22 protein-coding genes and 4 tRNA genes are annotated in these 21,100 nt (G+C 61.2%); 14 read left to right on the top strand and 12 right to left on the bottom strand.

Annotated features, from left to right (window positions below; translation table 11 throughout):
• Positions 1-46 precede the first annotated feature (46 nt).
• Positions 47-1,408, top strand: a complete 1,362-nt coding sequence (cca, locus tag ACK3SC_RS03015) for a CCA tRNA nucleotidyltransferase (RefSeq protein ID WP_416838638.1) — start codon at positions 47-49, stop codon at positions 1,406-1,408.
• On the opposite strand, the gene ACK3SC_RS03010 is transcribed toward cca, so the two are convergent.
• The 4 genes from ACK3SC_RS03010 to ACK3SC_RS02995 form a co-directional block, all read right to left on the bottom strand.
• Complete coding sequence (locus tag ACK3SC_RS03010) at positions 1,387-2,400, bottom strand: histone deacetylase family protein (RefSeq protein WP_416838637.1); 1,014 nt, start codon at positions 2,398-2,400, stop codon at positions 1,387-1,389. The two genes, cca and ACK3SC_RS03010, sit on opposite strands and share 22 nt — an antisense overlap.
• Positions 2,400-2,831 (bottom strand): histone, encoded by a 432-nt coding sequence (locus ACK3SC_RS03005; RefSeq protein WP_416838636.1) that lies wholly within the window; start codon positions 2,829-2,831, stop codon positions 2,400-2,402. Before ACK3SC_RS03005 ends, ACK3SC_RS03010 begins: the two co-directional genes overlap by 1 nt.
• Before the next feature lie 163 nt (positions 2,832-2,994).
• Positions 2,995-4,446, bottom strand: a complete 1,452-nt coding sequence (locus ACK3SC_RS03000; protein ID WP_416838635.1) for a single-stranded DNA binding protein — start codon at positions 4,444-4,446, stop codon at positions 2,995-2,997.
• A gap of 206 nt (positions 4,447-4,652) precedes the next feature.
• On the bottom strand, positions 4,653-5,147 hold the full coding sequence (locus tag ACK3SC_RS02995; protein ID WP_416838634.1) for a hypothetical protein: 495 nt from the start codon (positions 5,145-5,147) through the stop codon (positions 4,653-4,655).
• A 181-nt stretch (positions 5,148-5,328) separates the two neighbouring features.
• Between ACK3SC_RS02995 and ACK3SC_RS02990 the strand changes: the two genes are divergently transcribed.
• Positions 5,329-5,401 (top strand) — tRNA-Arg (locus tag ACK3SC_RS02990).
• An 805-nt stretch (positions 5,402-6,206) separates the two neighbouring features.
• Entirely contained in the window at positions 6,207-6,824 is a 618-nt protein-coding gene (locus ACK3SC_RS02985) for a DUF309 domain-containing protein (protein WP_416838633.1), read from the top strand.
• 12 nt (positions 6,825-6,836) lie between these two features.
• On the opposite strand, the gene azf is transcribed toward ACK3SC_RS02985, so the two are convergent.
• Entirely contained in the window at positions 6,837-7,625 is a 789-nt protein-coding gene (gene azf / locus ACK3SC_RS02980; protein ID WP_416838632.1) for an NAD-dependent glucose-6-phosphate dehydrogenase, read from the bottom strand.
• Positions 7,626-7,725: 100 nt separating this feature from the next.
• On the opposite strand from azf, the gene ACK3SC_RS02975 reads away from it, so the two are divergent.
• The 3 genes from ACK3SC_RS02975 (at position 7,726) to ACK3SC_RS02965 (ending at position 9,081) form a co-directional block, all read left to right on the top strand.
• On the top strand, positions 7,726-8,067 hold the full coding sequence (locus tag ACK3SC_RS02975) for a dihydroneopterin aldolase family protein (protein ID WP_416838631.1): 342 nt from the start codon (positions 7,726-7,728) through the stop codon (positions 8,065-8,067).
• Positions 8,064-8,525: an NUDIX domain-containing protein gene (locus ACK3SC_RS02970; protein WP_416838630.1), complete on the top strand. Its 462-nt coding sequence runs from the start codon at positions 8,064-8,066 to the stop codon at positions 8,523-8,525. The genes ACK3SC_RS02975 and ACK3SC_RS02970 overlap by 4 nt, the downstream gene beginning before the upstream one ends.
• An 88-nt stretch (positions 8,526-8,613) precedes the next feature.
• Positions 8,614-9,081, top strand: a complete 468-nt coding sequence (locus tag ACK3SC_RS02965) for a DUF5790 family protein (protein ID WP_416838629.1) — start codon at positions 8,614-8,616, stop codon at positions 9,079-9,081.
• 63 nt (positions 9,082-9,144) lie between these two features.
• Here ACK3SC_RS02965 and ACK3SC_RS02960 read toward each other — a convergent pair whose 3' ends face one another.
• The 5 genes from ACK3SC_RS02960 to ACK3SC_RS02940 all read right to left on the bottom strand — a co-directional run bounded on the left by ACK3SC_RS02960 (position 9,145) and on the right by ACK3SC_RS02940 (position 13,588).
• Positions 9,145-9,867, bottom strand: coding sequence for a creatininase family protein (locus ACK3SC_RS02960; protein WP_416838628.1), 723 nt, complete (start codon positions 9,865-9,867; stop codon positions 9,145-9,147).
• Between the two features lie 93 nt (positions 9,868-9,960).
• A complete protein-coding gene (locus tag ACK3SC_RS02955) occupies positions 9,961-11,898 on the bottom strand; it encodes an ABC transporter ATP-binding protein (protein ID WP_416838627.1) in 1,938 nt (645 codons plus the stop codon).
• A gap of 68 nt (positions 11,899-11,966) precedes the next feature.
• On the bottom strand, positions 11,967-12,353 hold the full coding sequence (locus ACK3SC_RS02950; RefSeq protein WP_416838626.1) for a DUF6713 family protein: 387 nt from the start codon (positions 12,351-12,353) through the stop codon (positions 11,967-11,969).
• 427 nt (positions 12,354-12,780) lie between these two features.
• Positions 12,781-13,050, bottom strand: a complete 270-nt coding sequence (locus tag ACK3SC_RS02945) for a hypothetical protein (RefSeq protein ID WP_416838625.1) — start codon at positions 13,048-13,050, stop codon at positions 12,781-12,783.
• 40 nt (positions 13,051-13,090) lie between these two features.
• Complete coding sequence (locus ACK3SC_RS02940) at positions 13,091-13,588, bottom strand: DUF192 domain-containing protein (RefSeq protein WP_416838624.1); 498 nt, start codon at positions 13,586-13,588, stop codon at positions 13,091-13,093.
• A gap of 94 nt (positions 13,589-13,682) precedes the next feature.
• Here ACK3SC_RS02940 and ACK3SC_RS02935 point away from each other — a divergent pair.
• From ACK3SC_RS02935 to ACK3SC_RS02920, 4 genes are all read left to right on the top strand, one after another.
• A tRNA-Val gene (locus tag ACK3SC_RS02935) sits at positions 13,683-13,756 on the top strand.
• Between the two features lie 204 nt (positions 13,757-13,960).
• Entirely contained in the window at positions 13,961-14,356 is a 396-nt protein-coding gene (locus ACK3SC_RS02930; RefSeq protein ID WP_416838623.1) for a VanZ family protein, read from the top strand.
• Between the two features lie 44 nt (positions 14,357-14,400).
• Complete coding sequence (locus ACK3SC_RS02925) at positions 14,401-15,081, top strand: hypothetical protein (protein ID WP_416838622.1); 681 nt, start codon at positions 14,401-14,403, stop codon at positions 15,079-15,081.
• A gap of 61 nt (positions 15,082-15,142) precedes the next feature.
• Positions 15,143-15,216 (top strand) — tRNA-Phe (locus ACK3SC_RS02920).
• 196 nt (positions 15,217-15,412) lie between these two features.
• Here ACK3SC_RS02920 and ACK3SC_RS02915 read toward each other — a convergent pair.
• Complete coding sequence (locus ACK3SC_RS02915; protein WP_416838621.1) at positions 15,413-17,740, bottom strand: aminotransferase class III-fold pyridoxal phosphate-dependent enzyme; 2,328 nt, start codon at positions 17,738-17,740, stop codon at positions 15,413-15,415.
• A 267-nt stretch (positions 17,741-18,007) separates the two neighbouring features.
• Here ACK3SC_RS02915 and ACK3SC_RS02910 point away from each other — a divergent pair, with 267 nt between their 5' ends.
• The 4 genes from ACK3SC_RS02910 (at position 18,008) to ACK3SC_RS02895 (ending at position 20,292) form a co-directional block, all read left to right on the top strand.
• Positions 18,008-19,300 (top strand): hypothetical protein, encoded by a 1,293-nt coding sequence (locus ACK3SC_RS02910; protein ID WP_416838620.1) that lies wholly within the window; start codon positions 18,008-18,010, stop codon positions 19,298-19,300.
• A gap of 213 nt (positions 19,301-19,513) precedes the next feature.
• The gene (locus ACK3SC_RS02905) at positions 19,514-19,708 is read left to right on the top strand and encodes a cold-shock protein (RefSeq protein WP_004057907.1); all 195 of its coding nucleotides are present in this window, start codon (positions 19,514-19,516) and stop codon (positions 19,706-19,708) included.
• Positions 19,709-19,869: 161 nt separating this feature from the next.
• The gene (locus tag ACK3SC_RS02900; protein WP_151110584.1) at positions 19,870-20,064 is read left to right on the top strand and encodes a cold-shock protein; all 195 of its coding nucleotides are present in this window, start codon (positions 19,870-19,872) and stop codon (positions 20,062-20,064) included.
• 154 nt (positions 20,065-20,218) lie between these two features.
• Positions 20,219-20,292, top strand: a tRNA-Phe gene (locus ACK3SC_RS02895).
• Positions 20,293-20,626: 334 nt separating this feature from the next.
• On the opposite strand, the gene ACK3SC_RS02890 is transcribed toward ACK3SC_RS02895, so the two are convergent.
• Complete coding sequence (locus ACK3SC_RS02890) at positions 20,627-21,022, bottom strand: helix-turn-helix domain-containing protein (RefSeq protein WP_416838619.1); 396 nt, start codon at positions 21,020-21,022, stop codon at positions 20,627-20,629.
• Between the last annotated feature and the right edge of the window lie 78 nt (positions 21,023-21,100).

Here is a 21,100-nt window from a genome sequence, read left to right as displayed (position 1 = left end):
CCGTAGCACCGTCACGTTTTCGCCGGCAGGCGCGGAACCACTCTCCATGACACACTCGGACCTCGACTCGGTCGTCGCCGCGGTCCGCGAGCGTATCGACCCCGACGAGGCGGAACGTCGGGCGCTCGCCGACGCGGCAGCAGAACTCGAGTCCCGCGTCCACGACGCCCTCGCGGACCTGCCCGTCGATGCCGACGTGTTGCAGGTCGGCAGCACCGCTCGTGGGACGTGGCTCTCCGGCGACCGCGATATCGACCTCTTCGTTCGGTTTCCCGAGGACCTCTCGCGCGAGAAGTTAGCGGAGTACGGACTCGCCGTCGGCCACGCCGTCCTTCCCGACGGCCACGAAGAGTACGCCGAACACCCGTACGTGAAAGGTGACTACGAGGGCTTCGACGTGGACCTCGTCCCCTGCTACGACGTGCCCACAGCGCCCGATATTCGCTCGGCAGTCGACCGCACGCCGTTCCACAACACCTACCTCACCGAACGCCTCGACGACGACCTCGCGGCCGACGTGCGCGTGTTCAAACGCTTCCTGAAAGGAATCGGTGCCTACGGGAGCGACCTGCGAACGGAGGGGTTCTCCGGGTATCTCGCCGAACTGCTCGTCCTCGAATACGGCGGATTCGAACCACTGCTTCGCGCCGCCGCCGACTGGAAGCCACAGGTCGAGTATGACCCCGAAGACCACGGAACGCGGACCTTCTCGGACCCACTGGTCGTCATCGACCCGACCGACCCAGAGCGAAACGTCGCCGCCGTCTGCTCGGCAGAGAACGTCGCGCGCCTCCAGCATTACGCCCGCAGTCTACTCGCGAACCCACGGGAAGACCTCTTTTTCCTTCCCGACCCGCCGGCGCTGGATGCCGATGGTGTTCACGAGCATCTCGAACGGCGCGGGACGACGCCCGTCGCAATCGTCTTCACCGCGCCGGACCTCGTCGACGACCAACTCTACCCACAACTGCGAAAATCACTCGACGGCGTCGCAGATGGACTGGACCGTCGCGGGTTCGACGTGTTCAGGAAAACGACGTTCGCGGCCACCGACGCAGTGTTGTTCGTCGAACTCTCGGTCGCAGAACGACCCCGCGTCGAGCGTCACGACGGCCCACCGGTCCACGTCCGAACCCACGCCGAAGGGTTCTACGATGCGTACGCGGACGGTACCGACCACTACGGCCCGTTTCTCGATGGCGACCGATTCGTGGTCGAACGAGAGCGAGAGTTCACCACACCGACAGCGTTCCTCACGAGCGACGCGCTGTTCGACGTTGCACTCGGCAAACACGTCGAGTCGATGCTGCGAGAAGACGGCTACGAGGTTCTGGTCGGAGACGAAGTCACGACACTGGCAGAAACGTTCGGACGCGAGTTGGGTCGCTACTTCGACCCGAGACCGTGAACGTCGCGAACCGTGTCGACGAGTTCGGCGTTCTTCTGGTCGGGGTCTTCGTCGGGAGACATCGCGAGTCGGCCGTCGAACGTCTCGTGGACGATTGCAACACCTTCTGAGAGCGTATCGAGGCCGTAGCCACCTTCGAGGACGAACGACAGCGCGGCATCCGTGTTCTCACAGACGTCGCGGACGCGTTCGGTGAGCATCGCATACCCCTCCGTCGAGACCCGCATCCGTGAGATTGGGTCGTGTCGGTGGGCGTCGAATCCGGCACTCACGATGAACAGGTCGGGGTCGAACCGTTCGACCGCCGGGCCGATCGCCTCGTCGAACGAGAGGGCGTAGTCGGCGTCGCCCGCACCCGCACGAAGTGGCACGTTGAGGTTCGTTCCCTCGGCATCGCCTGCACCGGTTTCTTCGACTTCGCCGGTTCCGGGGTAGAGGCCGTCTTCGTGGATAGACGCGTAGAACACGTCTTCGCGGTCGTAGAAGATGTCCTGGGTGCCGTTTCCGTGGTGAACGTCCCAGTCGAAGATGGCGACGCGTTCGGCGAGTCCGTCGTCGATGACCGCCTGCGCGGCGACGGCGGCGTTGTTGAAGAAGCAAAATCCCATCGCGTCGTCTTCGACAGCGTGGTGTCCCGGTGGTCGGCCGAGTGAGAAGGGTGTGTCGCGACCAGTCGCGCCGTCGAGCGCCGAGCGGGCGGCCCACTCAGCGATGCCAGCAGAGGTGAGCGCGGCGTCCCACGACGCCTCGACTGCGACGGTGTCGGGGTCCCAGTTTCCGCCGCCACCTGCGCAGAACGATTCGAACTCGTCGACGTAGTCGGCGTCGTGGACGGCAGCGACTGTCGATTTGTCGGCAGGGGGTGCGTCAACATATTCGACGCCGTGGCGCTTCGCCAGCCCTCGTCGGATGGCACGGAGACGGTCCGCAGTCTCAGGATGTCGTGGTCCAGTATCGTGGTCGAGACACGTTTCGCTGTAGCCGAATCGCATTATTCGAACAGGGAGAAGTAGGTCTCGATATCCTCGGCCTGGACCGTCCGTCGGTCGGCGTGGTGAGCGAGTTTCACCGCTGCACTCGCCACGTTGTTGGCGTAGTCTTCGAGGATATCGGCCAGCGCGATTCGCGCATCCATCGCGACGCGGTAACGGTCGTCGATCTGGAGACGTGCGATACGGTCGATGGGCGCAACGGGGAGATAGAGGTCGTCTCGGTCGACGACTTGCTGAACGCCGAAATCTTCGGCCATCAACGTCTTGCGACCGTCCGCCGTCGCCCGCTCGGCGGCGTCAATCGCCAACTCGGCACCGTGGTCCTGAATCCGGCGAGCGAGTTCCTCCGCAGCGCCCGCACTCACGCGGAGCTCACCTGCGTTCTGCCGGATAATCGCGTCTACCGGGGCGAACGGTAGCTCGACACTCATACCCACATATCGGGTCCGTCCGGCGTATAATCCTTTCCGTCGCGGCGGCTTCTGGATTTTATTCACCCACGGGTCAGCGGACGACCGTCATTGGCCGTCGAGCGACCGCACTGGCAACCGAGCGGACGCCGATTGCGTGCGTCCTCGTCTACCGAGGCTCGCCTTACCGCTTCGCGCCGGTGTGTACTTCGACGGAGTCGGCGGTGATACGGCCGTCAGTTTCGGTTCCATTGACGGTCACTTCGTCGCCGAGTCCGAGGTCGGCGTCGGTTTCGACCGTCTTCGTCTGTGTGCCGTCGTCGAGGATGACCGGGTTGCCGGCCTGAACGACCGTCCCCGTGAACTCGACTGCTTCGCCGTCTGCGCTCGTCGCGGCCGTGGTCGTGTCCGTAGTCGAACCACTGGACGCACCGCCAGACGATGCGTTGTCGCCCGAGAACGCTCCCAGACCCTGGTCGCTCGTTGCGGCCGCGTTCTGGTCGCTGCTGCCGCTTCCGCTCGCGCCATCAGGTGCGTCGTCCATGACCGTGACAGACGAGCGCCACCCAGCAGAGGCCTCGAGGTCGTCTTGCCACCCATCTTTGATTTGAACGTCGGTGATGACGACGTAGTCGGCGAGGTCGACGTCGGTGTCAGCTTTCTCCCCCCAGAGCGCGACGCGGATGTCGCCGGTGTCGTCTTTCACGCGGATGTTTCGGACCTGCCCTTGCGAGCCGTCGTCGCGGTCGAAGGTTCGTTTGCCGTCGGATTCGATGACGCCACCGGCGATATCGACCGTCTGGCCGATTTCCAGCGCGCCGATATCCGTCGTCTCGGGGACGTACTCGATGGATTCGTCGATGACTTCGACGGCACCCCGCGACCCGACGTGGAGTTCGAGGGAGCCATCGCGTTCGCGGACGTATCCATCGACGACTTCGACGGACTGGCCGGATTCGAGTTCGTCGACGAGGTCCGCTCGTTCGTCCCACAGCGTGACGCGGATGCGACCCGTGGGGTCACCGATAGAGAGATTCGAGACGCGTCCTTCGGTCCCGTCGTCGCGGTCGAACGTCCGAACCTCGCCCGTGTCGAGAAGCTTCCCCTTGAGGTTCACGTCCGACAGCCCCAGCGCGAGGTCTTCGACGCGGTAGCTATCGAGAATCTGCACGTCGACTTCGGCTTCGATGTCCTCTTCGACCTTGCTGGCGCTGACTTCGACGCCGTTGTAGCCGTCTTTCGGCCGGCCACCGATTCGAAGGACCGTCCCGACTTCGAGATTCTCTTCGGCACCGGCGGCCATCTGGTCCCACAGCGAGACGCGAATCCGACCCGTCTCGTCTGCGACTTCGATGTTGAGGACGCGTCCGTCTTCGTCTTCACCGTCGCGTTCGAACGTCCGAACCTCGCCGATGCTGACGACCTTGGCGAGGAACTTCACGTCCTCCATCCCGGGTTCGATGTCGGCGATACCGTTGACTTCCTCGTCGCGTAGTTCGTGGGCGATGAGCATCGCCGCCGTCTCTTCGTCCGCGAGGCCGCCCATCTGTTCGACTTTGTCTTTCACCGCGGCCTCGAACTTCTCGAACTCGACCTCGGTCTCGAGATCCTCGTACACCTCTTCTATGACGCCCATCAGGCGTCACCTCCCTGTCCAAATCGCGCACGTCGCGACAGACCACACGTCGTACTCATTCTATGGACGAACAGGGAAGGCCGGCGCTTAAGCGTTGTTTTCCTCGTGGTTTGCACGGCCGAGCGGTAGCACGAAACGGTCGACATACCGAGTGGTGGCCACGCCTTCGGGTATGAATCTACGGAGGCTCACAGAACACTCACGACTCACAGGTCGCGTTCTGCAACGGTCCGGTTCCCGTTCGCGTCGTCGTGGACGACGACGACACGTCGGGGGACACCGTAGTCGAATCGAAGTTGCACTTGGTAGCCGAGCGCGACGAGCGCCTGTGTGCACGCCTCGTCTGTGGCTCTGTCTTCGACGGTCTCGATGGCTACCCGGGCAGTGCCGGAGTCGACATCGTAGTCGGCAGCGGCCAGTCGGACCACCGAACAGCCGGTTGGGCCCCAGAGACAGCCATCGATAGAGACGACACCGTCGGTCGGACCGGTGATGGTCGCCTGTCCGTCAGGTGGGCAGTCGTCGGCCGATTTCGGGGAGAGCGACCGGTCGACTAACACGGGGTCACTCGGCGTCGGTGTCGGCGTCGTCGTCGCCGCTGTCGTCGTCTCCTCACCAGCTGAGTCGTCACCATCAGATGAACATCCCGCGAGCGAGGCGCACACACCGGTTACGCCAGCGAGCACAGTACGTCGATGCACTGTCGGACGTACATCACGTCAGCAAAAAGTCCTTGCGTCGAGGTGGTCACTCGTCGTGGATGGCAGCGACTCGTCTGCCGGGCTCTGAGCCTGTCCTCGTGCCGTGGTCCCGCGGTTCACTGAGCGACCACATCGTAACCGTCTTAAGTAACCACCCAGTACCTGTGAGTGCAGCAAGACAGTCCTGATAGGGTAGTGGACTATCCTCCTGGCTTGCGGAGCCAGGGACCGGAGTTCAAATCTCCGTCAGGACGTTTCTCTTCAGAACCAAACCTTCGAGAGACCACTGTGTCTCTCGATTCGTTCTGTACGTGTACGTACTCCGAGGAGATTTGAACAGGGAGCAGTTTTGCTGCGAACGAGTTCAAATCTCCGTCGGAATGCTCACTTCATTCGCCCTCGACGTGTTCCCCCCTCACGTCGCAGTCGCTCGATTCTCACCCCCTGAAAACCAGTATCATCGGCGGCTAACGACTAAAAATCAGCCTCCGACCGGTGCCGTCGCTCTGGACCACAGAGAAAATGATGACTTACGCCTCGTCGTACGGAGGTTCAGGCCCAAAGACGTCGTCGTCCTGTTGGGAGAGAGACGACGGCGTTCGGGCGCTCCGTGGGCGGGGACGAGGTGGGACCTCTGACCGAGGTGTGAGAGACCATGCTTCGTGGCAATCTGGACAGTAATTGCCCTTGTACATCCGGGTGAACATGTAGGTGTCACCACAGCGGATGCACACCGGTGAGTGGATCATCGTTCGGACCCTCGGTCGAGGACTACGTGGGCGTTCATGTGCTATCATACCTCATATGTCGTCAAGGAGAATAAGTATGACCTCTATTTGCAGGGTCGCCCCCATTTGACACAGAGTTATCAGCACACTAACCACATACCCGCAGAGATGACCAAATAGTGACACAGAGTGGAAGTGGCCACGTAAATTATATCCATGAATCGACATGAACACGGAGAGTACCTGTTTTTGAGTGAAGTCACCCCGCAGTTCTTGACGCGCTGGCGCGGCCGATGCGGATATTTTTACGCAACAACGGCCCACTACGCCCATGGACGATTCGCTTCGGGCCGGTGTCGCGATCTACAACGCCGGGGCGTATCGGGCGGCCCACGGTGCGTGGGAAGCGACGTGGTTGGACCTCGAAGACGGCAGTGACGACGAGCGATTTCTCCACGGGCTCATCCAGTTCACCGCCGCCGTCCACCACGCCCACGAGGGAAATCACTCCGGAGCGACTGGACTGGCCCAGAGCGCCCAGCAGTATCTCGATGGCCTCGCGGGCGACTATCGCGGCATCAACCTCGACGACGTTCGGGCGTACCTCGCGCGTCTCGAATCTGACCCCGACGTGGCCGTCCGCGACGACCCACTCGAACTCCGTCTCGACGGCGACGTCGTGACGCCTGAAGAACTCGATTTCGATGCGATCGTCGTCGCCGCCGACGTGCTCGCAGAGGAACTCGACGGCTACGACGAATCAATCGTCGCGGACGCGATTGCGTACGCTCGCGAAGAAGTCTCGACGGGTGAACAGACGCAGTTCACGGCGATGGTGTTCGACTTCGTCCAGAACGACGTGCAGCGCGGACTCGTCTATCAGCGACTGGCAGAACACGTTCGACTGAAACGACGCCGCGAAGACGATGTGAGTGGGCTGTTCGAATAAGCTCGGGGCGACTCAGCCGTCGTCGAGCGGTTCGCCCTTGAAGTTGTACTCGGCGGAGTTGTCGGTCGGGGCGTAGCCGAGTACCTCGCGAGCGCGGTCGATGGAGTAGTACTTGCGGTCGTTGTCGGAGATACCGTAGACGATTTCGAAGTCGTAGTCGGCCTCGACACAGCACTCGAAGAGATGCGCGCAGTCGCGGTACGAGAGCCACATCGCCTGCCCACGTTCGTACTCTCGGGGCGGGTGGTGCTGGGTGAGGTTGCCGATACGCACGTTGACGACAGAGATGCCGTGGTGGTCGTGGTAGTAGCGACCGAGCGTCTCACCGGTCGCCTTACTCACCCCGTAGAGGTTGCTCGGCCGAGGGAGTTCGGTCCCGTTCAGACGGAATTCGTGGTCTGAGCGGTACATGTCCGGGGTGCGCTCTTCGGTCTCGTACGCGCCGACAGCGTGGTTCGACGACGCGAAGGCGAACTTCTCGACGCCCGCCTCGACGGCCGCCTCGTACATCTTCTGGGTGCCGTCGATGTTGTTTCGGAGCACGCTGTTCCACGGTGCCTCTGGACGAGGGTCGCCAGCGAGGTGGATAACCGCGTAAACGTCCTCAATCGCGTTTTTCACGGCAGTCTCGTCGGTGATGTCCGCCACGTACACGTCCGTCGGGTCGACGGATTCGGGAATCTTCTCGTCGGGTAATGGCTCGCGGTCCAGCAGCCGCCAGTCGTAGGCGTCGCCGATGTGACCCAGTATCGCCTGGCCGACGCGCCCGCCAGCCCCCGTAAGCAAAACCGGCTGGTCCATTCGGTTCAACGTCCGGCGAGGGAGGCTAAGTAAGGACCGGTTCGTGCCTGCAACCGCATCCAACCGGCGAACTTTAGCCACGACCGACATACCTCCCGGCATGGTCACCGACCCACAGACTGCGTGCTTCGAAGCGGGCATCAAGTTCGGCACGCTCTACCACCAGTTCGCCGGGACGCCAGTGTCGCCCGCAAGCGCGCGAAGTCTCGAACGCGCGATGGCAGAAGCAATCGAGAACCAGCCGTTCTGTGAGTCCGTCTCGGTCGAGATCCTCGACGACGAACTCGAAGCCGAACTCGCAGACTCGACGGCCGAGTACACCGAACTCACGGGTCGGTTCATGGAGGTCGAGATGCGAATCGAGTACGAGGGCGTCACAGTCCGCACGCGAATGGAGATGGAAGACGGTTACCCACTGATGAAACTCGTCTCCGTCGAATGACGGGGGCGCGAATCTCGGCCCGCGCACTCGTCGTCGACGACGACCACCTCTTGACTGTGCAGTACGGAGATGGCGACGAAAACTGGTATCTAACACCCGGTGGGAGACAGGAACTGGGCGAACCGCTCTCTGAGACGGTTCGTCGCGAAGTGTCCGAAGAGACCGGGTACGATGTCGCCGTCGAGTCGCTCGCGTTCGTGAGAGACTTCGTCCCGTCGAACCACGTCGAAGACGGCAGCGACGACGCCCACCGCGTCGACCACTTCTTCTGGTGCGAACTCGTGGACGACGAGCCAACAGCGCCGACGATAGAAGACTCAAAGCAAGTGGGTGTCGAGTGGCTCTCGGTGGACGAACTCGACGAATCGTGGTTTTTCCCACGAGAACTCGTCGGCCCGCTACACGAGCAGGTGACACGTGGGAATCGAGAGGCACGATACGTGGGAGACATTCCCTGAGAAATCGGCCACGAGTCCCACCGAGTCGCACGATTTCACTTTCACTTTCGGGGTCGTTTTTAAACCCCCGCGTGCCGAATGTGTTGCCATGAGTCAAGCGACACTCGGTGACGACGACCTGTTCGGAGAGGCAGCAGCGGAGATGCGCGCCGACGTCGAGGAACATCTCGACGAAGCGCGTGCGGTTCTCCCGGACGCAGACGACGTGTGGAACGCCGACGCCGACAACGTGCTCGGCGTCCTCAACGGCCTTCGGTCCTCGCTGAACGTCGGAGACGCCAGCGAGCATCTCCGACAGGCCAAAAAGTGGTACGTCATCGGTGAACGTGCCGACGCGTTCGACGACGCAGAAGACCTCGAAGAAGCCATCGAAGACCTCGAAGAACTCCTCGAAATGCTCGAAGAGGCTCACGAACTCGTCGGCGAACTCACGAACACGATGCCGCAACTTCGTGGCGCACTCGCCGATGCGGCGGAAGCGGCCGATGAGGAAGAGGAAGAAGAGGAAGAGGAAGAAGAGGAAGAGGAAGAAGAGGAAGAGGAAGAAGAAGAATAACACAACACGCGGGCCGGGCAGGACAGACAGAACAGCACGTGTCCGTGTCGAACGGTCGCCGTCTCACTCGCGGGTTCGCGTCTCGACTGCATCGAGGAGTGACGCCAGCGCGTCTGCTGCGAGCGACTCCAGTTCTTCTCCACGCGTTGCGTCGCCGTCGGCCGGGTCGCCGACGACGCCGTTGTCGGTGAATTCGTCTGAATCGTGCGCGAGGTTGACCCCCGAAACCCACTCTCCCCAGCGGTCTGCCGCGCCCTCACGGGCCTCCTCGATTCTATCCTCGCGGACGAGTTCGGGATGGGTGTGTCGGAGGAGTCCGGTTTCGAGCGGTCCGGCGTGGCCCATGTTTTTCGACTGTTCGCCGACGGCGTCGAACCACGTGAACGCGACGGCGTAGGCGTCGCCAGTTCGTGAAACTCGCCGACAGACTTCTGCGAGCGCCTCGACGTTGCCGCCGTGGCCGTTGACGACGACGACGCGGTCGAATCCGTGGAACGCCAGCGACTCGATGGTCTCGCCGACGTACGCGCGGAAGGTGTCCGGAGAGACCCAGAGCGTCCCGTCGAAGGCACGGTGTTCTTCGGCGATTCCGATTGGAATCGTGGGGGCGACGACGACATCTCCGTCGAAGGCTTCGACGCCCGCTTCTGCGATAGATTCGGCGTTGAAAAAGTCCGTGCCGAGCGGTGCGTGCGGCCCGTGTTGTTCGGTGCTCCCGACGGGGAGGACCGCGAGGTCGGTGTCGAGGTCGGCGACGTCGGTCCAGGTGGCCTCGGAGAGTCGCATAGTGGGAGATTGCGTGGCGTCGTCTTAGTGGTAGGCGCTTTCGAGAGGGAGCCGCGGAGGTGAAGCGTCAGCGCGTCGACTCGGAAGCGCGCTTCAGTCGTTACTGGCGTCGACTTCGGCCTGTCGGCGGGCAGCGCGTTCGACGAACTCGTCCGGGAGTTGGTCGATTTCGCCTGCTTGAACGCCCCAGAGATGTGCGTAGAGACCGTCTGCAGTCAGCAGGTCGTCGTGGGTGCCGCGTTCGACGATACGGCCATCTTCGAGGACGACGATCTGGTCTGCGTCCTTGATCGTCGAGAGGCGGTGGGCGATACTGAACGTCGTTCGGTCGGCCGTGAGTTTGTCGAGCGAGCGCTGGATGAGCATCTCCGTCTCGGTGTCCACGTCCGACGTCGCCTCGTCGAGGACGAGGATTTCGGGGTCTTTGAGGATTGCACGGGCGATGGAGACGCGCTGGCGTTGGCCACCGGAGAGTTTCACACCACGTTCGCCAACTTTCGTGTCGTAGCCATCCGGGAGGTTCGAGATGAACTCGTGTGCCTCGGCGGCCTTTGCGGCCGCGACGATATCCTCGTGGTCGGCGTCGAACGTTCCGTAGGCGATGTTCTCTTCGACGGTTCCGTAGAACAGGAACGTCTCCTGGCTGACGTAGGCTATCGACTCGCGGAGACTCGACAGTGCCACGTCGCGGACGTCCTGTCCGTCGATACTGACTGCCCCGTCGTCCACATCGTACATCCGCATCAGGAGTTTGAGGACGGTCGATTTGCCAGCGCCAGTCGGACCGACGAGTGCGAGCGTCTCACCGCCGCCGACCTCGAACGAGATGTCGTCGATGATAGTCTCGCCGTCGTCGTAGCCGAAGGTGACGTGGTCGTATTCGACACGGCCCTCAGAGACAGTGAGGTCAGGCGCGTCGGTCTTCTCTGCGAGGCGAGCGGGTTCATCCATCAACCCGAAGATACGGGCACTGGAGGCGTGTGCGCGCTGGTACATGTTGATAATCTGGCCGAACTGGGCGAGTGGCCAGACGAACTGCTGGGTGAGGAGGATGAACGTGACGAACTCACCGACTGCGAGCGTGCCGGTGAACGGTCCGGGGCCTTCACCGTTGATTACCCAGAGCCCACCGACGACGAAGGTCAGTGTGAACCCGATGCCGGCGAGGATGCGCAGCGCGGGGAAGAACTTGATTCGGGTGTTGATAGCGTCCCAGTTTGCGTCGAAGTAGTCCATCGAGACGCCGTCGACGCGGTCGGATTCGTGTGACTCGGCGTTGAACGTCTTGATGACCTGGATGCCGCCGAGGTTGTTCTCCAACCGGGAGTTGAGTTTGCCGACAGACGAGCGAACTTCGGCGTACTTCGGTTGGATGATATCCACGAACTTCCACGTGAACAGGGCGATGAGCGGAACCGGCAAGAGGGCGACGAGCGCCAGTTGCCAGTTGTACGAGAGCAAGACGACGGCGATGGCGAGGACCATCACAGACAGTCTGAAGAACGAGTTCATCCCGTCGTTGAGGAACCGTTCGAGTCGGTTCACGTCGTTCGAGAGGACGGACATCATCTCGCCGGTCTGCTTGTCGGCGAAGAAGTCCATGTTGAGCAGTTGCATCCGGTCGTAGGTGTCGACGCGGATGGCGTGCTGGATGTTCTGCGCGTAGGAGTTCCATCCCCAGTTTCGAAGCCAGTGAAACACCGCACCGCCGGTGAAACTGAAGACGATGAATCCGACTGCGAAGAAGAACTGCCCGCTTCGTGTCGCGGGGACGAACGGTGCAATCCACGCTTCCGGGAAGACGGGAAATGCGGCAGCAAACGACTTGTCTTGTCGGATGATGGCGTCGATGGAGAGGCCGAGGATGACCGGCGGGACCAAATCCAGGACGCGAGCGGCGATGCTCGCGAGTAACCCCACGACGAACTGCGACGTGTTCTCACGCCCGTATTCGGCGAAGAGACGTCGCATCGGGTTTTCGACCCGCTCTTTCTGGTCTTCGAACGGGTCGTCGTCTGTATCAGGAGGCACGACAACGGCTCAGGGGGCGCTCGCAGTAAAGCTCTCGGATGCGGGAGGCCCCGCCGGTTCTCAGTAACTCAGCTCGAGGGTCGGAGCGCCCGCACGGTGACGACACCCTGTGCGACGGAGAGAGCGAACGTGGCCGCGATGAGTGCGAGCGAAACGGGGAGTCGAAACTCGGGACGGCCGATGGCGAGGAAGTAGCCGTGCGCGACGACGGCGAACAATCCGACCCCGACGAGGAGGAGCGAGAACTGATAGCCAGTCCGGTCACCGCTGGCGAGCCGACGGAGACCCTCCAAGAAGACGAGGACGACGACGAGATTGAACAGGTCGAACACCTGTATCCCGCCGGGGATACCGAAGAGGTTCCACTCTTCCCAGTACGCGGAGTCGATCTCGTGCGTAATCAGCACCGCCAGATTAAGGACGTACAGTCGAACCGCCCACACATGGTTGTCCACTTGGCTTCCCCTCACGTGAGAGATGGCCGGCAATCGAGATGAAGACTCACCTACAGTTTCCGGATACCGGTCGAGACCAACCGATAGTACTCGATAGGACTCGGCCCTCCAATCGAAAATCAACTTAATAAAATTTGTTTGTGGTTTAACTCAGATAAATCCAATAAATTTGGAGCAGGCAATAGGTTGAATAGGGTGTGAGCGAACTCTCTCACGCTGGGGTGCCTCTGAAGACACCAGCACCGTCACCGCTCCGGGGTGCCCGGTCCGGAGACGGTGACAGAGGGGTGTTCCCCCTCACATTTTTGTCGCTGTCGGTTCAGTCGAGAGCGTGCGGATGGTCAGATAGCCGAGCGTGTTGGCTTTCCAGCGTTCTCCGTATCGACGAACTGGAACGACAGTGGCCGCAGTCGAGGTTGGTGTAATCCTACAAGACGCGAGACTCTATCTCGGGGTCGAGTCCCGATTCGGCCAAATCCTCTCGGATGCGGGTTCGAAGCGGGTCTGGAACCGTGTCGCGTCCGACTGGAACCGCAGTCTCGCCGTCGCCTTTTACTTTCCAGTAGAGGACGCAGTTCGATGGTTCGTAGTACTCGATGCTGTACGCGTCGCCGCCCCCGCGGTAGTGGACGCGTGCAGCAAACTCCTCAGCGAACCAGCCTTCGAGGTCGGAAAGCGCGTCAACGTGGTCGCCCATGTGAGCAGACACAACGGCCACCCCTTCGGTCGTTTCGCTTTCAGTCGAGGAGGATTCGGTCGCCTTCGTCGATGCAGTGTTCGTTCGTGTAGCCGTAGGGGAGTTCGAGGACGTACTTTCCGGTGCCACGGTAGCGGGTGAGGTCGGAATCACTCGTCCCTTCGGGGTCGAGTTCGGCGTGGTGAATTCGCGTAATCGTGCCGTTTTCGGCGACGAAGACGATGTCGATTGGGAAGTCCATGTCGCGCATCACGTAGGCGTAGCTCCCAGTCGAGTCGTGGACGAACCACATCCCCTCGTCTGTTGCGAGTGACTCGGTGTCACTCAATCCAGTGTACCGCTTGGCGTAGGTGTCGGCGACACGGGCGTCGACAGTTGCGAGTGTGTCACCCGTCTCGTCGTCCACGATTGTGAGCGTGGTTCGCTCGTAGTCGTCGGTGGCACCCGGTGCGATTGCCGGATTCGAGAGGTAGGCGACGCTGGCGACGACGACGAGGACTGCCGTGACGAAGAGGACCGTTCGTGCGCGAGAGGTCATTCGGTGCGAGATACGTTCGCAATGCGTCTAAGGGTTCCGGGGGCCGGACGAAACAAAAACCGTTATTTGCGCGAACCGGTTCGAATGAATTGCAGGGCTCGTGGTCTAGTTGGTTATGACGCGGCCTTTACAAGGCTGAGGTCGGTGGTTCGAATCCGCCCGAGCCCACTAATTCTGTGCGAGCGACAGCGAGCACGAATTCGTGAACCGAGGGCGGTCGAACCTTGCGGCAACCGAGCGTAGCGAGGTTGACGAAGTGGTTCGAATCCGCCCGAGCCTACAACCCCCAATTCCAATCCGCCCGCTCCCTCACCGACGAAACCCACCCACCACACGAACCCTTTTAACCCAGAACGCACCCACTCCAGAGCAGTGACCCTCGTCGACAGACTCCGCGAACACCCACAACAGGCCCTCGTCGTTCTCGGATACGCGCTGGTCATCTTCGTCGCGTCAGTCCTCCCGACACCGCCGGGCGGCCTCGCACCGACTGGTCCGTTCGGTGTCGTCGGACTGGACAAGTGGATTCACGCCGTCGGATACGCGGGCCTCGGATTCGGTGTCGCGTACGCCAGTCACGCACGAGATGGGAGAGAGATTGGAACAGCTGTGGTCGCGGCTGGCGTCTTCGGCGCGTGTATCGAAGTCGTGCAAGCGGGGCTCTCGTATCGGACGTTCAGCCTGTGGGATATGGGTGCGAACGTCCTCGGTGCACTCGTCGGCGGCGTCCTCTGGTACGGTGTTACCAGATTACAAAACGGCAAGTAGCATTATGACACCCCTTGCCGAACACAAGCCGAGAAGTGAGGCACATGGGCATGAAACGTTTACTTCGGGCAATTGGACGGGTACTCGGTGTCGTCGGGGTGGCGCTCACCGGGGCGTACCTCTTCGCACTGCGTCCGTGGCACAGGCAGTGGGGCACGACTGACGGTGAGGCGACGGGCGCGCTTCCGGGTGATGACTTCGTCGGTGACGCCGACGTGGTGTCTACGCGAGCGATTACTATCGCAGCGTCTGCGCGGAGCGTCTGGCCGTGGCTGGTGAAGTTAGGACAGGGTCGTGGGGGATTCTACAGTTACGAGCGACTGGAGAACTTCTTCGGTCTCCAGATTCACGACGCCGACAACATCCTCTCCGAGCACCAGCACCTCGGTATCGGAGACGAGATTCGACTCGGGCCACCGGGGTCGAACGCACCGTCATTTCACGTCGCGTTGATGGACCCCGGTCGGACGCTCGTTCTGAGCGCACCGGGGTGGGAACTCGGTGCCAGCACGGCGACGTGGACGTTCGCGTTGCACGAACTCTCACCCGGTGCGACGAGACTCGTCGTTCGGTTCCGTGGGCAGTCACCGTCACTTCGAGCTCGTGTCGTGAATCGACTTGTCGTCGAACCCGTGCAGTTCGCCATGGAGCGAAAGATGCTGATCGGAATCCGCGAGCGGGCCGAGCGGGCCCGGGCGAGTGCGACCGAAGGTCGACGGCGATGACCCACCGCTGACAGTCGATTCGAAAGCCTTTTTCGTTACCTCCGGCTTCGGAAGAATGCGAGCCGCCTTAGCTCAGACTGGGAGAGCACTCGACTGAAGATCGAGCTGTCCCCGGTTCAAATCCGGGAGGCGGCATTTCTGTGATTTCAACCCGACGAGCGGAGCGAGTCGCGGTGAAATCCAGAATGCGACCCGAGCGGATTCTGAACCCGGCGAGTCGCAACCGCGAACGAAGTGAGCGGTCCGTCTCGACTCGGTTCAAATCCGGGAGGCAACACACACTCTCTCGACGATGCTCGACTGAACTATCACGCCGCTCGGCGTCACCAACTCACTCGAGCTCGGCGAGACTCGCCTCGAGCGCCGACAGAAGGTGGTCCGCGTGGTCGTGGTCGAACACGAGCGGCGGCCGTATCTTCAGGACGTTCCCGTGCATGCCGGTCGACCCGATGAGGACTCGTCGCTGCCGCATCTTCTCGACCACCGCCGCCGTCTCGTCAGCGGCCGGGGCCCACGTCTCGTCGTCGTGAACGAGTTCGACACCGACCATGAGTCCTTGGCGGCGAATCTCACCAACGATATCGTACGTCGCAGCCAGTTCTGCGAGTCCGGCCTCCAGGTATGCACCGACGTCGGCGGTGTGTGACAACAGGTCGTCCCCTTCGATGGCGTCGAGTACTGCGAGCGCAGCGGTGGCAGACACTGGATTGCCGCCGAACGTACTGAACATCCCCGTCCGCTCCATGAGCGTCGAGGCGATATCTGAACGCGTCACGACGGCAGCGACGGGGTGGCCGTTGCCCATCGGTTTGCCCAGCGTGACGATGTCGGGAACGATGTCTGCAGCCTCGAACCCCCACATAGCAGTGCCAGTTCGGCCAAACCCGGCCTGCACCTCGTCGGCGACGACGAGACCACCTGCATCCCTGACTCGGTCGGCCATTCGCCCGAGCACTTCACTGTCGGGCGGGAGGATGCCATCGCTGGTGAACATCGAGTCGAAGACGAACGCGGCGACACCGAAATTATTCGTTTCGAGCGTGTCCAGTGCGTCAGCCATCTCTTCGGTGGGGGCTGTGCCAGTCGAAGCGTGGTGACTGCTCGTCTCGACTGGTGGGGAGACGGTCTCGACGTAGTCGGGGCGGTCCTCCTCCGGCCAGATTTCCGGAGACAGCGCGGCAGACACGTCGGTGATACCGTGGTAGGCGTGAGGCGTCACGACCGCACCATCGTGGCCTGTCACAGCAGTCGCCAGTCGCCACGCGAGGTCGACTGCCTCGCTCCCCGAATTGACGAAGAAAATCCGGTCTAATTCATCGGGCATCGTATCCAGAATCCGTTCCGAGAGCGTGACGACAGACTCGTGCAGGTAGCGCGTGTTGGTCGCCAGCTTTCGTGCCTGTCCGCCGATTGCGGCCGCGACGTCGGGGTGTGCGTGGCCCACCACCTGCACGTTGTTGTAGCCGTCGAGGTACCGTCGTCCCTCCGGGTCGAACAGCCATGCACCGTCTCCGGCGACGAGGTGAATCGGGTCGTCGTACGAGAGCGGAGATTCGCCAAGTACCTGGCGTCGCCGGGCCAGCACGTCGTCGGTCTCCATCCGGGGATAGGGGACGACGCTCCCGAGGGCGGCAGTCTGCAAGCGTCGCTGGACAGCATCCAATCCTATGTCGTCGAGTTCTTCCAGTAGCGCCCAGCCGTCGTCGACACCGTCGACAGTGTGGTCGGTCTTCTCCGGGTGGTGTTCGACACGCCACGCGACGATGACCCCCCAGGTGACGAGTCGTGCCGCTACGAGGTCAGCCAAAAGGCGCGCTTCCTCCACTTCGAGCGGGGTAACACTCACGTATCCGCGGACGACCTCTTCTGCGGCCTCAACTGGGTCGTTCCGGCGATACATCACGCTCGCGAGCGCCATGACGAGGTCGCAGACGAGCGCCGTGTGCGTGAGGTCGCCAAAGTCGACGATACCGCTCACGTGCCCATCGTCGTTCAACAGGACGTTGTCCAGCGTGAGGTCGTTGTGGATGACTTGCGCTCGGAGCGTCTCGAACACCGGATCGACACGGTCGTCGTACCGGTCGAGGACGCGTTCGGCGAGGTCGCGTCGGCGGTCGGTGGTGACGCTATCGAGGAGCGAACGGAGTGTCGGAGTGTGGCGCAGGTCCCACAGGATGTCGTACCGGGCGTCGGGATGGAAGAATCCACGGAGGGCTTCGCCGAGCCTCGCGACGGTTTCGCCATACTCGAACAGCGCCTCTGTGTCCAGGTCTTGGATAGTGACCGATCCGCCCGGAAGGTGCGTGAACAGCCGAACGAGATACGTGACGCCGTTGGCCTCGACCGACGTCCATGGCCTTCCATCCGTCGTGTAGACGGTCCGCATCACCGGCAGGTCGGCCGCGGTATCGTGGACGTGAGCAAGCACCTGTGTCTGTAAACCGAGTGCGGCAGCGTCGTCCGCCGGGCTAGATATCTTGAGAACGAACTCCTCACCGTCTTCGGTTTCGACGTGGAAGTTCTGGTCTCGTTCGCTACTGAGTTCGGTCGCCGTGCCACGTTTGCCGAATTCTTCTTCGACGATAGTTGCGGCCCTCGACGAACAGAGCGATGGTGGCTCGACGACGAGTGGTTCGAGCCCCGGTGGAGCGTCGGTCATCGTCCGTCCCCTGCCACCGTGCGTCCTGCTATCATTACTCAACTGACGGGGTAATCGCAACTTAATATTTGTCACCGGCCGCCTCCGAGTATCCAGATGGTGATTCTCGCGACGGCCTGTTCGACTGGTAGCAGCCCGTGCGGAGCGAAACCACGTTCAGCATTTCCTGGGTGTAACGTCCGGTTTTCCTCATCAAACAACCGTTAGTATCCCAAATGTCACTGTAAGCTACGCATAACAATACAACATTCTTGTCAACTAAAACCGATGAACGACCCTTCGAGTTCTGACGGCGACTGGCCGCTGAACAGACGGTCCGCGCTCAAATTGACAGGTGGATTCCTCCTCGCAAGCGCACTCGGTGGACAGGCCGGTGCGATTCACGGCCAAGATGACTCACAGCGAGTGTATCGAGTGAAACAGGGAAGTCGTGAGTTCGAAATCGACCTCCTCGTCGGTGACAAGCCCGTGCGTGAGCTCTACGACCTTCGAATTCCGAGCTACTACGGAGGCGACAACGGTGCGACGGACCCCGGAGAGGGGCCGTACTACGAGTCGGTTGGACTCACGTACCTGTTAGAAGGGTCGTCGACGGTGATGTTCCTGTACCACGGTCCCGATGGCATCAGTCTCGTCGCAGTTCACGGTGGCGGAAACAGCGAAGGCAACGTCACGTGGCGCGTCACTGGCGTCCCGAACACGGCGAAATGGCTGGTGAAAGACGACTTGTACACCTACTCGGACACAGGGGAACTCGCACGTTCGAACAACGACAAGTGGAACGTGAGTGGTAGTGTCCACGTCGTCGACTGGACGTGGCGAAATAGCCAGTCGGACGGCGGAGTCATCGGATATCTCGATGGAGACTTCGCGCTCACCATCGACCCGGCGTACAACGAGGCCGCCACGCTCTACGGAGAGTACTACGAAGGAAACGTCACGTCGTGGCAGGTGTTGACCGGAACGTGGTCCAACCTGACCCGCCAGTCGTTGAACCTCACAGACCCGGTGACGATTACCTGTGAAACGCTCGGCGGACCCGAGGAACCGACATCTCCCGAACCAACCGAGGAACCAGCAGAAGAAGAGACGCCAGAGCCAACTGAGGAAGAACCTGCGGAACCGGTCGACGAAGAGAAAGACAAACCGGAGTGGAAAGAAGACCGAGACGAGGCACGCGAGGAGTGGAAAGAAGACCGAGACGAGTGGCAGGAAAAACGTGACGAGGGTGACGACGACTGGAAAGAAGACCGCGACGAAGCACGTGAGGAACGAAAGAAAAAGCGTGACGAGTGGCAGGAAAAGCGCGACAAATCGAAGGACAAGGCCAAGAAGAAATCGAAGGACGACGACGACGACGAGGACGACGATGACGACAAGGAAGAACGGAAGAAGAAATCCAAGGACAAAGACAAGCGGAAGAACAAGCGCAGAGGAAAACGCGACGACGACGACGATGACGACGACCGGGATGACGATGACGATGACGACGACCGGGATGACGATGACGATGACGACGACCGGGATGACGATGACGACGACCGGGATGACGACGACTAAGGCATCTGGGAAACTCGGCTGAATCTCGTCATCGACCCGTCCGTCGAGAACACAGTCAGTCTGTCGAATCGGTCCATCCGAACGTGGCGGTGGGTGAACACCAGCATCGGAGAACTGTGCGGAGAGGGGCCAAGAACAACCATATCGTAGCTCTCACTGCTTCTTTTCGTGTTCACAAGACTTATCCGTGCGACGCCCGGGTATCCAAAGGCAATGGCGAAAGGTAAGGTTGATTTCTTCAACGACACTGGCGGTTACGGTTTCATCTCTACTGACGACGCGGACGACGACGTGTTCTTCCACATGGAAGACGTTGGCGGCCCGGACCTCGAAGAGGGTCAGGAAATCGAATTCGACATCGAACAGGCCCCCAAGGGTCCCCGCGCGACGAACGTCACCCGCCTCTAAGCAGGTTTTCGTTCAACGCCGGTAACTTCACACACTGACGAACTTTCTTCCGTTTTTCACCCTCCGTGAGCGACTGCGTTCGAGAGACGGACACCTGATTCTGCGTGGCCGATGAGGTGGGCGGAAGGGTTAACCGTTCACAGGGTCGTTATACAAAGGCAATGGCGAAAGGTAAGGTTGATTTCTTCAACGACACCGGCGGTTACGGTTTCATTTCCACTGACGACGCGGACGACGACGTGTTCTTCCACATGGAAGACGTCGGCGGCCCAGACCTCGAAGAGGGCCAAGAAGTCGAGTTCGACATCGAAGACGCCCCGAAGGGCCCCCGCGCAATCAACGTCAAGCGACTGTAACCGTCAACGTACACCACGCAGACGAATCGATTACTAAAAACTATTTTACACACCGACGAGCGGCAGCGCTGAGTCGAGTCGAGGAGCAAATCCGACGAATCACAGCGCAGCAATCCGAAATGGTTTTTTCTCCCCTGTGCGTCTACCGAAATGCGCCGCCTTAGCTCAGACTGGGAGAGCACTCGACTGAAGATCGAGCTGTCCCCGGTTCAAATCCGGGAGGCGGCATTTCTGTGATTTCAACCCGACGAGCGGAGCGAGTCGCGGTGAAATCCAGAATGCGACCCGAGCGGATTCTGAACTCGGGAGCGAAGCGAGCGCAGCGAGCGAAGTGACCAAAGTTCAAATCCGGGAGGCGGCATGTTCCTACGAACTTCGTGAGGAGTGAATCACGTCGAGGGCCTGAGCCCTGAATCAGGCAACTCAGCTAACGGTGAACGTCTGTCGGTACGCGCTGACTCCTTCGAGCACGTTCACGAGTAGTACGTACGACCACACAGTAACAAGGAAACTGTCCGCAAGAAGGAGACCATCACAGAGCGAGTCCAAGTACGCGACCGATTCAGGCAGTCACAGTCGGTTTTTGCACACCATCGACGTGCGTGATGTGCACCTCCACGCCGGACGGCGAGACAGTCACGGTCACGTCTTCGACGGCGCGTTCGTACTCGGCGGTGTGCTTTCCGGACCGCGAGATGCGCAGGCGCTTCGACAGGAGGCCAGTTTCGGTGAGGGGTTCGAGTTTTCGGTAGGTGGTCGAAAGCGGGAGGTCACACGCATCCGAAATTTCGCTCGCTGAGAGCGCAGTTCCATCAGTCGCTTCGAGGATAGAGCGAGAGCCCTCGTCGTCGAGCATGTCGAAGAGCGCGTTCATCGTCTCCTGGTCGTCGACGACTGTCTCGTCGTGAGAGTTGCGAGTGTGAGAACGGATGGACTTCGGGGGCACGGCCTGACTCATACCTCTGTAGAGTCGCCGTATAGAGACCAACAGACAGCCACGATATCCGGGGACGTTTATATACCCTCGCTCTGTGCG

Origin of the sequence: Haloferax sp. DFSO52 (assembly GCF_048158745.1) — an archaeon.
In the GTDB taxonomy this organism is placed as follows: Archaea; Halobacteriota; Halobacteria; order Halobacteriales; family Haloferacaceae; genus Haloferax.
Note: the sequence above shows the minus strand (reverse complement) of the source record. Positions and strands in the feature narration are given on the sequence as shown.